Source organism: Pseudoalteromonas aquimarina, from assembly GCF_049257255.1.
In the GTDB taxonomy this organism is placed as follows: Bacteria; Pseudomonadota; Gammaproteobacteria; order Enterobacterales; family Alteromonadaceae; genus Pseudoalteromonas.
In genome coordinates this window covers 245,039-258,963 of sequence record NZ_JBMMUG010000003.1, presented here as the reverse complement: position 1 = coordinate 258,963, position 13,925 = coordinate 245,039, and the positions used below count along the sequence as shown (strand labels likewise).

10 protein-coding genes and 1 pseudogene are annotated in these 13,925 nt (G+C 43.3%); 5 read left to right on the top strand and 6 right to left on the bottom strand.

All coding sequences use genetic code 11. From position 1 onward, the window contains the following. The first annotated feature begins 64 nt into the window (after positions 1-64). Complete coding sequence (locus AAEU29_RS09120) at positions 65-1,333, top strand: ABC transporter substrate-binding protein (RefSeq protein ID WP_421973026.1); 1,269 nt, start codon at positions 65-67, stop codon at positions 1,331-1,333. A 9-nt stretch (positions 1,334-1,342) separates the two neighbouring features. Then, positions 1,343-3,601: a response regulator gene (locus AAEU29_RS09115; RefSeq protein ID WP_421973025.1), complete on the top strand. Its 2,259-nt coding sequence runs from the start codon at positions 1,343-1,345 to the stop codon at positions 3,599-3,601. Between the two features lie 101 nt (positions 3,602-3,702). Here the strand turns inward: AAEU29_RS09115 and AAEU29_RS09110 are convergent. Next, positions 3,703-3,840 (bottom strand): annotated as a pseudogene (locus AAEU29_RS09110) (succinyl-CoA--3-ketoacid-CoA transferase); the annotation flags it as partial. Between the two features lie 346 nt (positions 3,841-4,186). Here AAEU29_RS09110 and AAEU29_RS09105 point away from each other — a divergent pair. From AAEU29_RS09105 to AAEU29_RS09095, 3 genes are read left to right on the top strand one after another with little or no spacing between them, the layout of a single operon-like run. Further along, complete coding sequence (locus AAEU29_RS09105) at positions 4,187-5,140, top strand: ABC transporter ATP-binding protein (protein WP_421973024.1); 954 nt, start codon at positions 4,187-4,189, stop codon at positions 5,138-5,140. After that, positions 5,130-8,063, top strand: a complete 2,934-nt coding sequence (locus AAEU29_RS09100) for a Gldg family protein (RefSeq protein WP_421973023.1) — start codon at positions 5,130-5,132, stop codon at positions 8,061-8,063. The genes AAEU29_RS09105 and AAEU29_RS09100 overlap by 11 nt, the downstream gene beginning before the upstream one ends. A 10-nt stretch (positions 8,064-8,073) precedes the next feature. Beyond that, complete coding sequence (locus AAEU29_RS09095) at positions 8,074-9,150, top strand: DUF4340 domain-containing protein (RefSeq protein ID WP_421973022.1); 1,077 nt, start codon at positions 8,074-8,076, stop codon at positions 9,148-9,150. 74 nt (positions 9,151-9,224) lie between these two features. Here the strand turns inward: AAEU29_RS09095 and AAEU29_RS09090 are convergent, their stop codons facing one another. The 5 genes from AAEU29_RS09090 to AAEU29_RS09070 are packed head-to-tail and all read right to left on the bottom strand — an operon-like array spanning position 9,225 to position 13,844. Then, a complete protein-coding gene (locus AAEU29_RS09090) occupies positions 9,225-9,884 on the bottom strand; it encodes a CoA transferase subunit B (protein ID WP_421973021.1) in 660 nt (219 codons plus the stop codon). Continuing rightward, positions 9,884-10,588: a CoA transferase subunit A gene (locus AAEU29_RS09085; RefSeq protein ID WP_421973020.1), complete on the bottom strand. Its 705-nt coding sequence runs from the start codon at positions 10,586-10,588 to the stop codon at positions 9,884-9,886. The genes AAEU29_RS09090 and AAEU29_RS09085 overlap by 1 nt, the downstream gene beginning before the upstream one ends. Before the next feature lie 9 nt (positions 10,589-10,597). After that, positions 10,598-11,359: a 3-hydroxybutyrate dehydrogenase gene (locus tag AAEU29_RS09080; protein WP_105172245.1), complete on the bottom strand. Its 762-nt coding sequence runs from the start codon at positions 11,357-11,359 to the stop codon at positions 10,598-10,600. Beyond that, positions 11,352-12,533 carry an E22 family MetX-like putative esterase gene (locus tag AAEU29_RS09075; RefSeq protein ID WP_421973019.1) on the bottom strand — a complete coding sequence of 394 codons (1,182 nt, stop codon included), beginning with the start codon at positions 12,531-12,533 and terminating at the stop codon, positions 11,352-11,354. Before AAEU29_RS09075 ends, AAEU29_RS09080 begins: the two co-directional genes overlap by 8 nt. A 9-nt stretch (positions 12,534-12,542) precedes the next feature. After that, positions 12,543-13,844 carry a GntP family permease gene (locus AAEU29_RS09070; RefSeq protein WP_421973018.1) on the bottom strand — a complete coding sequence of 434 codons (1,302 nt, stop codon included), beginning with the start codon at positions 13,842-13,844 and terminating at the stop codon, positions 12,543-12,545. Positions 13,845-13,925: the final 81 nt, after the last annotated feature.

The window sequence follows — 13,925 nt, the reverse complement described above, 5'->3', positions numbered from 1 at the left end:
ACCATTTGTAACGTATTGTTCTACACTTAATTTCAGACAATGAGCTAGAGCTGGGTAATTTGAAATGGATGAGCTGACTAATCGTAGAAAGTTTCTAAAAACAATTGGCACGGGTGCAGCCCTTACTTCGCTGGCATTCAAAGCGCCTTATGTTTTTGCAAAGAAACAAGTGACTCTTCGCGTAATGGGCACACATGTCACCCTTCAAGAAGAGTTAAGACAGCGCGCTATGAAAGAGCTCGGGCTTAACCTTGAATTTACTCCTATGGGCAGTGCTGCAGTTTTGCAAAAGGCTGCTGCAGATCCAAGCTCATTTGACTTGTATGAACAGTGGTCAGATTCAATAAATATTTTATGGCAGGCCGATGCAATTCAACCTATTGATATTAATAGATTAACCTATTGGGACGAGATTAATCCGCTTACCAAAACAGGGAAAATAGTTCCAGAAGCCAAATTAGGCGTTGGCGATTCACCCAACAAGCTTTTGTTTGTTCAGCCAAATGGCACACTTGGCAATAACCCATCTTCTCACATTAGCTTTTTACCTTATGTTCATAACGTCGATTCATTTGGCTACAACACGCAACATATAAATAAAGGGATTGCGTATGAAACAGAGTCTTGGTCTTGGCTTTTAGATGAGAAAAATAAAGGGAAAGTGGCCTTAGTAAACGCGCCAACCATCGGTATTTTTGATGCAGCACTTGCGGCACAAGGCGCAGGGCTTATGACCTTTAATGACATGGGCGATATGTCAATTGAAGAGATTGACCAACTGTTTAGCATTTTACTTGCTAAAAAAAGAGAAGGTCATTTTTCTGGATTTTGGACGTCAGTGCCACAATCGGTAGATTTTATGAAATCTAACAGAGTTCATATTCAAAGTATGTTTTCCCCTGGCGTTAGCGCTTGCAAAGGCAGTGGCATTCCGGTTGTCTATGCTTCCCCTAAAGAAGGCTACCGTGCTTGGCATGGCGTTATGTGCCTGTCTAAAAACACCTCAGGCGAGGTTAAAGATGCTGCATACGAATACATGAATTGGTGGCTGTCCGGTTATCCAGGTGCATTTATCGCAAGGCAAGGTTACTACATTTCAAATCCCGAGCGCAGCCAGCCTTTAATGTCAGTTCCTGAATGGGACTATTGGTACAACGGCAAAGAAGCAACAGAACAACTAAGAGGAACCGATGGCAAAATATCCGTTAAACCCGGTGAGATGCGTGATGGAGGCAGTTACATAAAACGCTTTTCAAACATCGCCGTATGGAATACGGTGATGAAAAATTATGATTATAGCCTTGATAAATGGTACGAACTGCTAAACGCATAAGGCTTTAAATTGTTTAAAAAAATAGCTAGTTCAATCGTCTCTAAAATGACTCTAGCACTGCTCGTAGTGCTAGTGATTTTAGTATTTAGCTACGCAATTATGTCGCAGCGCTTGCGCGCAATTGAAAATGCTATCAATAACACCACTAAGATAAGTAACCATTCGGTCGAAATTTTAAGAATAAACAAAGATATTGTTGAGCTACAACGCGATGTTAACGTTTATGGGTCGTCTGGCAGTAATAGCATTTTTGAGAAAATTTCTGAGAATTTCTCCCGAATTGAAACCAGTTTAAATGCCATTTCTGTAGGAACCATGCACCCGACAGATCACACTTATCTTGATGCAATGTCAGAATTAATAGAGCGGTATAAAAATAATTTGGATGTATTTTATAAGCAATTTGAAACCAAAACACAGCTTATCGAACAAGACCTACCTGCAATTTACACTGAAGCCATAGCTAGACTAGAAAACATAAAAAAGCACAGTCGAAATGCCACTGAAAATACCGAAATACTAGAACAGTTAAATATTTGGCATAGCCTTCACCGCGATGCATTGCTCTTTTTAGATAAAAAAGATTACTCCAAGCGAAAATCGGTAGATACCGCTTTAAAATTACTTTCAGTTAATCGGGTGAATGCTAATAACACCGCACTTTATGAAGAAGTGGCTAAAACGACAAAATTATCAGCAAAGTATGCCAACACCTTTCGCAAAAGCATTCAAGCCAACCGAAATTATCTAACGCTTGTGAATGTAGTGATGTCGGGTGACTCTATTGAATTTAGCACCTTAGCAAATAGTTTGAGGGAGTCATCGCTTAAACGCCTTGCTGATATTAAAAAACAAAATGAAGAGGCGATTAAAAATACCGAGATAGTGCTGTTGTCACTTAGCCTTGGCATCATATTTTATATTGTACTTTTCGGTTTTTTTATTCAGTCGCACATATCTTATGCCTTAAAACGATTAACCGTCAGTTTTTCTCGTTTCATTAAAGGCGATTTAAGTGCGCCAATAACCGACCTTAATAGAACCGATGAAATTGGTAAATTAGCAATTGCGGCCGATACCTTTCGCAAATTAAGTAAAGATCTAAAAGATGCCAAATTAGAAGCCGAGCGAATTTCTAAAGTGAAATCGGAATTTCTAGCAAATATGAGCCACGAAATCAGAACCCCAATGAACGGTATCCTCGGCATGGCAAGACAATTAGAAAACTCCGAACTGACTGAAAAACAGGCAGAAATGCTTAATATCATTCAGTCGTCTGGAGATAGTTTGCTGGTTATTATCAATGACATTTTAGATTTAAGTAAAATCGAAGCATCTAAAATCCAGCTTGAAAACACGGTTATCGATCTCAGCTTTTTATTGCACGAACTAGAGCAACTTTTTATCCATCAAGCAGCCGCAAAAGACATACAGCTTTTCGTCTCAAAGTCGCAAGATGAAGACGTTTTATTTTACGGAGATAAAACAAGGCTTAAGCAAGTTCTTATCAATTTGCTTGGCAACGCAATAAAATTTACAGAAGTTGGCAGCGTTTCACTCTATGTTCAAATATTAGAAAACGACGACACGTTGGCGCTGTCCTTTAGTGTAACAGATACGGGCATTGGGATTTCTGAAGACAATATTGATAATTTATTTGAGGCTTTCTCGCAGGCCGATACATCCATCACCCGACGTTTTGGTGGTACTGGGCTTGGCTTAGCAATTGCCAGCAAACTGCTCAAGCTAATGGGTTCGCCGTTACAAGTTGAAAGTGAGTTAGATAAAGGGTCGCACTTTTACTTTAATTATCAAACCTCTCGCGCCAAAAAAGAAGAAATCGAAAGTAAATCACAGCAAAAAAACAACTCCCCAGAGATAGATATATCCACTCTCAACGTATTGGTAGTTGAAGATAATGAAGTTAATCGTATTGTGATAAAAGCTCTATTGGCCGAATTTAATATTACCCAAATCACAATTGCCGAAGACGGACAAAAAGCCATTGAAGCCTGCCAATTAGACTGTTTTGACATTATTTTAATGGACATGCAAATGCCCGTAATGGGCGGTACTGAAGCAACTAAGCATATTAGGAAAATGCCAAATTTCGTCGATACGCCAATCATTGCATTAACTGCCAATGTACTTAAAGAAGATAAACAGCGTTGTTATGATGCTGGCATGGATGATTTTATTGCAAAACCAATTAACCATGACAAATTAAAGGCCATTCTTTATAAATGGTTCAATAGAGTGCACTCTTAGCGCACTTTCATTCACCAATTATTTCATATTTTTCAAAGTGTAAATAAAAAGGGAAACAACTTAGCTTCCCTTTGATTTTGCGCTACAACTGGAAAATTAGATTAATTAAACACCATTTCTGGTACACACTCTGGCACTACTAACTTGCCTTGAGTTTTGCTGACAATTTCATCAACACTAATACCCGGTGCGCGCTCTAATAAATGGAATGCACCGTCTTTTACTTCTAGCACTGCTAAATGTTAACACGCTGGAAAGTATTGTTTATCTGTTAGCCCCACCTCCTTTTGCTGCAACCTCAAGATAAATAATCAGTTTTCAACACAGGCAAACTCGTCAACTTCCGCTACTTATGGTTAGCTCTATTGCCTAACTTGATATTGCAACAAAAAATAACCACTCCCTCTTGAACTTTTTTAATTTGCCCATATCAGAAAATACGATTCGTTCTTTACTTTGTTTGGGGAATTTACCCTGCAACTATGGAGATAATAACAATGTATTTTTCGATAACGTCTCAAGCACTCTTTTCAAATAAAAATCTATTTATAAACAACCAGTAATAAGCTTAATTCGGAGACTTCCATGTTAGAGGTGAGTAATTTAACTCGCAGCTATGGCAGTTTTAAAGCTGTAGATTCTGTGAGTTTTAAGATCCAAAAAGGTGAAATTATCGGGCTGCTTGGGCACAACGGCGCGGGTAAAACCACCATAATGAAAATGATCAGCGGCTATCTTGAAGCCGACACTGGCGACGTCAGCTTAGATGGCGTGACGCTTTCTAAAGAGCCCAAAAAACTTCAAAGCCAACTTGGCTATTTACCCGAAAGTTTGCCCGTCTATCCAGAAATGAGTGTGGCTGAATACCTAGATTATGCCGCTGATTTAAAAGGTTTAAAGGGCAATAACAAAGTAGCCGAAATCAAACGCGCCATCAAAGCCACTGACTTATCGGCAAAATTATTGGCTCCTATCGAAACCTTATCGCGAGGCTACAAGCAGCGTGTGGGTGTAGCACAGGCAATTTTAGGGCAACCAAAACTATTGATTTTGGATGAGCCAACCAATGGTCTCGACCCAGAGCAAACCCAACATATGCGTGAGTTGATTAAAGACATCGCCAAAAAAGCCACGGTGATTTTATCGACCCATATTATGCAAGAGGTGAATGCTTTGTGTGATCGTGTGTTGATCTTGAAGTCGGGGCAACTGGTCCTTGATGAACAACTCGAAGCATTGCAGCGAAGCAAACAGCTGGTGGTCGAAAGCGACTTAGCAGAAGCGAAAAAGCTCACCGACATTGAAGGTGTTTTTGCTGTCGAACATGCATCAAATAAATTTATCGTGAGCCTAGAAGACAAGTCGAGCATGCAGCAAGTTTCTGCAAATATAAGCAAAACCATCATTGAAAATGGGGCGCAATTGTTTGCCCTTTATCCGCAAAAACGTGACCTAGAAACCGTCTTTAACCAAATCAATAACGACGAATTCGTCGCAACCGCGAATAACACTAAGGGAGGAGCCGAGCATGCAGCCTAGTCAATCTGCGCAGTTTAATGCTGTTCGTATTGCGCAAAAAGAAATCGCGCTATTTTTCTCATCGCCCATAGCTTACTTGTTTATTGGTGCATTTGTGTCGTTAACCTTGTTTATCTTCTTCTGGGCTGAGGCATTTTTCTCTCGCAATATTGCCGATGTGCGCCCAATGTTCGAGTGGATGCCCATTCTACTGATCTTCTTATCAGCAACCCTAACCATGAAGCTCTGGAGTGAAGAGCGACGCAGCGGCACCATTGAATACGTGCATACCTTATCGGTCCCGCTGTGGCATTTTGTGCTAGGCAAGTTTTTAGGTTGCTTGGCACTGCTGGCGATAGCGTTAGTGATCACACTGCCTTTGCCGATCACCGTCAGCTTTTTAGGTGAGTTAGACTGGGGCCCGGTTATTTCGGGTTATTTGGCGGTGTTGTTATTGGGTAGCGCCTATATTGCCATTGGTTTGGCGGTATCGGCACGAAGTGACAATCAAATAGTCAGTTTGATCACCGCTTGCGTAATTGGTGGGATTTTTTACTTTATTGGTACTGCTGCGATAACCGACTTTTTCTCTCATCAAGGGGCTGAATTTTTAAGACAACTCGGCACAGGCGCGCGCTTTGACGACATCACCCGTGGTGTCATTGATGTTCGAGACTTGGTCTATTATGTTTCGTTAACTTTAGTGTTCTTGGCTTTAAATACTTACTTTTTAGAGCAAGAGCGCTGGGCGAAAAACGACAACGAAGCAAATGCACAATCAAGTCACCATAAAACCTGGCAACTAGTAACAGGTTTGCTGGTGGTAAACTTACTCACAGCTAACGTGTGGCTCAGTCAGTTACCGCAATTGCGTTTAGACACCACCGCTGGCAAACAATACTCGATTTCTGAAGCGACTGAGTCTTATTTGGCGCAATTACAAGAGCCTATGTTGATCAGAGGGTATTTCAGTAATAAAACCCACCCGTTACTAGCGCCACTGGTGCCGCAAGTGAAAGACTTATTACAAGAGTACGAAGTCGTTGCCGATGGCAGAGTGCGCGTTGAGTTTATTGATCCACAAATGCACCCTGAGCTTGAAGAAGAAGCCAACACCCAATTTGGCATTAAGCCGATGCCGTTCCAAGTGGCCGACCGTTATCAAGCGTCCATTGTCAGCTCTTATTTTAATATTCTGGTGCAATACGGCGACGAGCATCAAGTACTAGGGTTTAGAGACTTAATTGAGGTTAATGCCCGCGCCGAGTCAGATGTTGAAGTGCTGCTACGTAACCCTGAACACGACATTACCCGCGCGATTAAAACCGTACTACAAAACTATCAAAGCGGTGGTAACTTGTTCGATACTGTAAAGCAAACACTGACGTTTAACGCCTATGTGTCGGCAAATGACAAACTGCCAGAGCAATTACAAAGCTTAAAGCAAGGCATTGAAAAGCACTTAAATGATGTACAAGCCAAGTCTTACAATAAGCTGAGTGTAAACTTTATCGAGCCAGAAGCCGAAGGCGGTAAAGTTGCAACTCAAATAGCCGAAGATTATGGTTTTGAGCCAATGGCAACCAGCTTTTTCTCAGATCAAACCTTCTACTTTTATCTGACTTTAGCGGGCGAAGATCAAATTGTACAAATTCCACTGGATGACTTTAGTGACGCAAGCTTTGAGCGCAACCTCGATGCGGCAATCAAGCGGTTTGCTTCAGGTTTCACTAAAAACTTAGCGCTAGTAAAACCCGCTTCAGCCCCGAGTTATGGTTACGGTATGCCAAGTAGCAGCTTTAGAGAGCTAGAGCGCATGCTAGGCAGTGAGCTGAACATCATCAATGAAGATTTAAGTGATGGCAGTGTATCGGGTGAAGCCGACATTCTAATGCTGGTCGCCCCTAAATCACTGAATGAAAAACAGTTATTTGCTGTAGACCAATTCTTAATGAAAGGCGGGACGGTGATCGCAGCGACGTCGCCTTACAGTATCAACCTTGCTGGTGGCAGTTTGAACATGACCTCAGTCGACAGTGGGCTGACAGATTGGTTGGCGCATCATGGTTTAAACATTGATAACAGCCTAGTGATGGATGCCACCAATGCGGCATTCCCAATTCCGGTGACCCGCAATGTTGGAGGTTTCCAACTGCAAGAAATGCGTATGTTGGATTACCCCTATTTTGCAGATATCCGTGATGGATTAAATCAAGACAATTTAATCACCTCTGAGCTACCGCAACTGACAATGGCTTGGTCGTCGCCCATTACCCTTGCAGAGAATAAAGAAAACGTGACTTTCACTAAATTGATTGAAAGCTCTGACAAAGCGTGGACGTCATCGTCTCTTGATGTGATGCCACAACTAAACGCGCAAGGCGAGACAAGTTACATATCAGAAGGTGACACCGCGAAGCAATTAATGGGTGTGATGGCACAAGGTAAATTTACCTCATTCTTTGCGGATAAAAACTCTCCGCTTTTAGCTGCCAAAGAGTCCAATTCTCAAAGCGATGCATCGGCTGACAACGTTGAGAATGAGTCTGAAAACAGTGAAGCCCAGAGCGACACACAGTTTGATGTCAGCAGTGTGATTAAGCATGCGCCAGACAGTGCACGCATTATCTTGTTCAGTTCAAACGACTTTGTACAAGACCAAGTGCTGCAACTAACCGCAGGCGTATCGCAAAGCGATTATCTAAATAGTTTGCAGCTGATGATGAACGCCGTGGATTGGTCGCTGGAAGACCGAGCGCTCATGAGCATTCGCGCGCGTGGTAATTTCAACCGCACCCTACCACCGATGGAACACGACCAGCAGCTTATTTGGGAATACGGAAACTATGCGCTGGCCTTTACATTGCTAATGGGTCTGGCTCTGGTTGATCGTCAACGTAGAAAGCGCAAACAGCGTGAGTATTTAACTTGGATTTCGCAATAGGAGTGCAACCATGAATAAAGCAGTAACTATTTTATCTGTGGCACTAGGCGCACAGGTTATTCTAGCTGGCGCACTATTTTATAACGGCCAAAATAGCTTTGAGACACAAGCGCCAGTGTCATTGTTAAGCCTAGAACAACACGCCATCAGCGAAATTACCTTGCAAGAAGGTGATAATGATAAGCCGCTTACATTGGTAAAAAACGGTGCAGATTGGCATTTGGCTGAATACCCAAATTTACCTTTACTTGATTATAAAGTGTCAGCCCTGACCGACACTTTAATCAACAGCAAGGTGAATTGGCCTGTGTCACGCACTCAAGCCAGTCACGAACGTTTTAAAGTGGCCGATGACAATTTCGAAAAGCGCATCACCTACAAGCTAGGTGATGATAAAGTTGACATATTGTTAGGTGAGTCACCCAGCTTTAAAAAGCTCTACGTGCGTAATGGCGACAATAACGATGTGTTCACCATAGAGTTCAGCGGCTATCAGCTTAATGTTGATAAAAATGATTGGTTGAGTAAGTCATTGCTGTCGGTAAAAGATATCAGCGAAATCAGCCAAGCAGGATTAGCGTTTGAAAAAACGCAAGTAAAGCATGATGCTGACCTAGACAAACGTACAGAGTCTATCGCAGATAAAAGCGCTGCCTTACCAGATATCATAAATGCAAACGCCAGCTCAAAGACCGGTGTTGAAACCATATGGCAAGTTAAAGCGCCTGCAAAATTGCCTGAAGGTCAAACACTTGATACCGAGCGTATTGATGAGCTGCTTGCGCAATTTTCGAGTTTAACGGTCACGGCAATCGCCGAGCAAGAAATTGCTTTTGCAGAGATTGAAAAGCTCAGCGTGAAAGATGCCGACGGCAAGCAGTTTGACTTTGAATTTGCTCAACATGAAGACAGCTATTATGTAAAACGCAGTGATTTTGCACATTGGTTTAGCCTTGGCAAAGCGCAGTTTGACAACCTAGCGAATATCAATGCCAATGACTTTTTCATTACCCCAGATGATGACGAAAATTCGCAGCAATTGAGTCAGGATATGGGCCAACAAACCGATACTGAAACATCAGAATAGTTTGACTGCATGTTTCGATAAAAAGGGGAACTATTACGTTCCCCTTTTATTTTGCGCTACAACTGGAAATTAAATTAACTAAACACCATTTCTGGCACACACTCTGGTACTACTAATTTGCCTTGAGTTTTGCTGACAATTTCATCCACGCTAATGCCCGGTGCGCGCTCTAATAAATGGAATGCACCGTCTTTTACTTCTAGCACTGCTAAATCGGTAACAATTTTATTAATGCAGTTCACCCCTGTGAGCGGTAGGCTGCAATGGCTGAGTAATTTGGACTCACCGTGTTTATTAGCATGAGTCATTACACAAATAATGTTTTTAGCGCCTGCCACTAAATCCATCGCGCCGCCCATTCCCTTCACCAATTTTTTGGGGATCATCCAGCTGGCAATATTGCCATGTTGATCCACTTCAAATGCGCCTAATACAGTTAAATCAACGTGGCCACCGCGGATCATCGCAAAACTTTCTGCCGAATCAAAAATAGCTGCCCCTGTGGCTGCAGTAACGGTTTCTTTACCGGCGTTGATCATATCGGCATCTACTTGATCTTTTGTTGGATAAGGACCCATGCCGAGTAAGCCATTTTCTGATTGCAGCATCACTTCGATGCCCTCAGGCACGAAATTCGCCACAAGTGTTGGAATACCAATGCCTAAATTTACATAAAAACCGTCTTCAAGTTCACGCGCTACACGCTGTGCAATTTGTTCTCTGGTTAACGCCATTAGTTTTGCTCCTGTGTCACAACGCGCTCAATGCGTTTTTCAAATTCACCTTTAATAACGCGGTTTACATAAATGCCAGGGGTATGGATTTCGCTTGGCGCAAGCTCACCGGGCTCGACAATTTCTTCTGCTTCTACCACGGTAATTTTGCCTGCGGTAGCTGCCATGGGGTTAAAATTCATCGCAGTATGGCGATAAACGCAGTTGCCATAGCGGTCAGCTTTCCACGCTTTAATAATGGCAAAATCACCAACAATACTTGGCTCAAGCAAATAATCGCGGCCATTAAATTGTTTAACTTCTTTACCTTCAGCAACGAGCGTTCCCACACCTGTTGCCGTATAAAATGCCGGAATACCCGCCCCACCTGCACGCATTTTTTCAGCCAACGTGCCTTGTGGAGTAAGTTCTACTTCCAATTCGCCCGCTAAAAGTTGCTGCTCAAATAAGGCGTTTTCGCCCACATACGATGACACCATTTTTTTAATTTGCTTGTCTTCAAGCAAAATGCCCAAACCAAAGCCATCAACACCACAGTTGTTTGAAACTACCGTAAGCCCTTTAGTTTGCTGGCGCTTAATTTCACTAATTAAACCTTCTGGAATACCACACAGGCCAAAACCGCCCGAAATCACCGTCATGCCATCTTCAAGCCCAGCCATTGCCTCACTGTAACTTGAAACTACCTTATTAAATCCTGCCATTTTAAACTCCTATTGTGCGGTCCAGCCGCCATCTAGCGCCAAGGTTTGCCCGGTAATATTGCACGCCTCTTTCGCCATTAAAAAACGCACTGTGTGAGCGATTTCTGCAATATCGATAAATGATTTTTTTGGCATTGGCGCGAGCATAATTTGCTCAATCACTTGTTGCTCGCTAATGCCATGGTTTTTTGCCTGATCGGCAATTTGCTTTTCAACCAGTGGGGTTTTCACATACGCTGGGCAAATGGTGTTAATAGTAATGTCGTGCTCGGCGGTTTCTAACGCCATCACTTTCGAAAAACCTACTAAACCATGCTTGGCCGCCACATAGGCTGACTTAAAACGCGACGCCACTAAGCTATGAATTGAGCCAATATTAATCACGCGGCCAAAATTGCGCTCGCGCATACTTGGTAATACCGCTTTGGTCATTAGTGCCGTGCCGGTAAGCATCACATCCACCAGTAAACGCCACTGGTTTTGCGGAAACTCTTCAAGTGCCGCAACATGTTGAATGCCTGCATTATTAATTAACACATCAACTGGTGCAGGCAGCTCGCTAAGTAGCTGAATAATCGCTGCTTCATCGGTCACATTTAGTGCCACACCAAGCGCGTGATAACCTTTGCTACTGAGTTTTTTTGCCGCCTCAAGTGCTGCGTCTTGGTTTAAGTCCGTTACGGTAATTAAGGTGTCGCTATCGGCGAGCGCTTCTGCAATGCCCAAACCAATGCCACTGGCACCGCCGGTGATCAAAATATGTTTATTCATTAGTTGCCTCCAAAAACGCTTGAATACGTTCTTTTTGTGCTGAGATTGCAAATACCCCTTCTAAGTGGCCCCAATCGCCAGTGAGCTCTACCATATCGGTTTGTTTTCCTTGCGCTTTTAATGCGCTATTAAGAGTACGACCCATTTCTGGGCGCAGCAGTAAATCTTTGCTGGCAGGAATAATTAAACTCGGTGCGCTAATTTTGCTAAGGCTTGCTAAGTAGTCATCTTGATGGCCCGCTACAAACAGCTGCGATGCGCGCACTAAATAAAGCACATGGTTGGCATCTTGCGTTTTAGCACGAAGCTTAGCGCGGCTTAACAGGGTTTGTACTACTTCGGGTTGGGTGCGAATATCATTCAGTGCGCCTTTATCCAGCACTTTAAAATTAGGGAAGCTCAGCGCAAACATATTTGGGTGCATCGCATCTTGGGTGATATTGAGCATAGTGGCAGTTAACCCGTCGATAGGCGCAGCTTTGCCGTAGTAATCGCCGTTATTCCAGTTTTTATCTAAACGAATTGGCAATGCCCAGTGCTCTAGCGCCGATACACTCCACGCATCCATTTGGCCAGCACCAATCACATGCACTAATTTGCCAACCCAATCTGGGTAAGTTACCGCCCACTCAAGCGCTTGAAACGACCCCATTGATGCGCCCATCACAGCATGCAGTTTTTGTATGCCTAAACTCTCAAGCGCTAACTTTTGCACGTTAACAAAATCGCGAATGGTCACCACTGGAAAATCAAGGCCATACGGTTTGTTTGTGGCAGGATTAATTGACGCAGGACCTGTAGTAATGGTGTGACCATCATTTACATTGGCATTGGCGAGTGAATCCACACTAATTACAAAATATTTATTGGTATCAATGGTTTTGCCAGGGCCAATAATCGCATCCCAATAACCAGGTAGCGCATCGCTTTCAGCGTATTTGCCAGCAGCGTGGGAATTACCGGAAAAGAAATGCGTAATTAAAATAGCATTGTCTTTTTTGGCATTAAGCGTGCCGTAGCTTTCAAAACCTACCTTTACTTCGGCAATATTTTTACCGCCAAAGGTTTTAAAGTTTTGTGTAGTAAATGTTTGTTTTTCAACAAGTAGCGTTTCGGCATGTACGTGCAAACACAGTAGCAAAAACACCAAAGTAATCATTTTTATTATTTTCATAATCAGCCCTTAAAACCAAATAAACAAACACAACGCCAACACAACGCCAAGTAACGGTACCACCGCACTTAATGCCGCCATAGACCAATATGCCGCTTGATGGGTTTCTTTACAAATTGCGCGAATGGTAGTTACCACATACCCATTGTGTGGCAAGGTATCGAGCGCACCCGACGAAATTGACACCACACGATGTAATTGCTCAGGGTTGACCCCTGCATCTAAATAATGCGGCGCTACTAATGGCAGTGCAATGGCTTGCCCGCCGGAGGCAGAGCCCGTTAACCCCGCAATCACACTCACCGCAACTGCTGCACCAATCAGCTCATTGCCTGGAATTTGCGTCATTAAATTAACCGCTACGGTAAATGCGTCAGATGATTTAGCAATCGCCCCAAAACCGACCACAGCCGCAGTATTACCAATCGCAATCAGTGCGCCATTAGTGCCTTCAGTGGTGGCTTTGGCAAGATTGTGAAAGTGCTTAAAGTTAATCACCACAATCGACAATACCCCACCTAACAACGCCACAATCAAGGCAGCCTGCTGTAAGCTGTCGTGCAAAATAAAGGAGAGTGCCAATACCACTAACAGCGGAATAAGCCCAGTTACTGGATGCGGGTAATCACGCTCGGGGATTTCTGGGTCGTCATCGCGCGCTTCAAACTGCTCGCCATTAGCCACCGCTTTACCAATCATTTTTCTCAGCCACCAGTAGCCAAAACACGCCATAAAAATCGCTACAACTAGGCTCACTTCCCACGCAGCATAAGGCGAAGTGCCTAAATACTTGATGGGGATCCAGTTTTGAATTTCAGGCGAACCTGCGGATGTCATGGTGAAGGTAACCGAACCAAATGCCAACGTAGCCGGAATAAAACGGCGCGGTAAATTGGCGTCTTTAAATAGCGACAGCGCCATTGGGTACACCGAAAACGCCACAATAAACACGCTAACACCGCCATAGGTTAATACGGCACACGCAATCACAATTGCCAGTACCGCGTGTTTCATACCGAGTTTATCGACAATATAGCGAGCTACGCTGTCGGCAGCGCCGGTGTCTTCCATAAATTTGCCAAACAAACTGCCAAGCAAAAACATAAAAAACCATGCACTAACAAAATTAGCAAAGCCATTCATATAGCCTTGAATAAAATTATCAGCGCCAGCGCTTGGAAAAATCGCCAAATTACTGGTGAGCGCCACAATGAGTGCACATGCTGGCGCGGCAATAAATAAATTCATCCCGCGCAGCGTTAACACAATCAAAAGCGCCAGACCACCAATCAGGCCAAGCATACTTAACATAAAATCTTCCTATTTGAATCACTAACAAGGGTGACTTGGCTGCTAGTGCGTCAAATTACTGCTGACTATCAATGTGGCTAA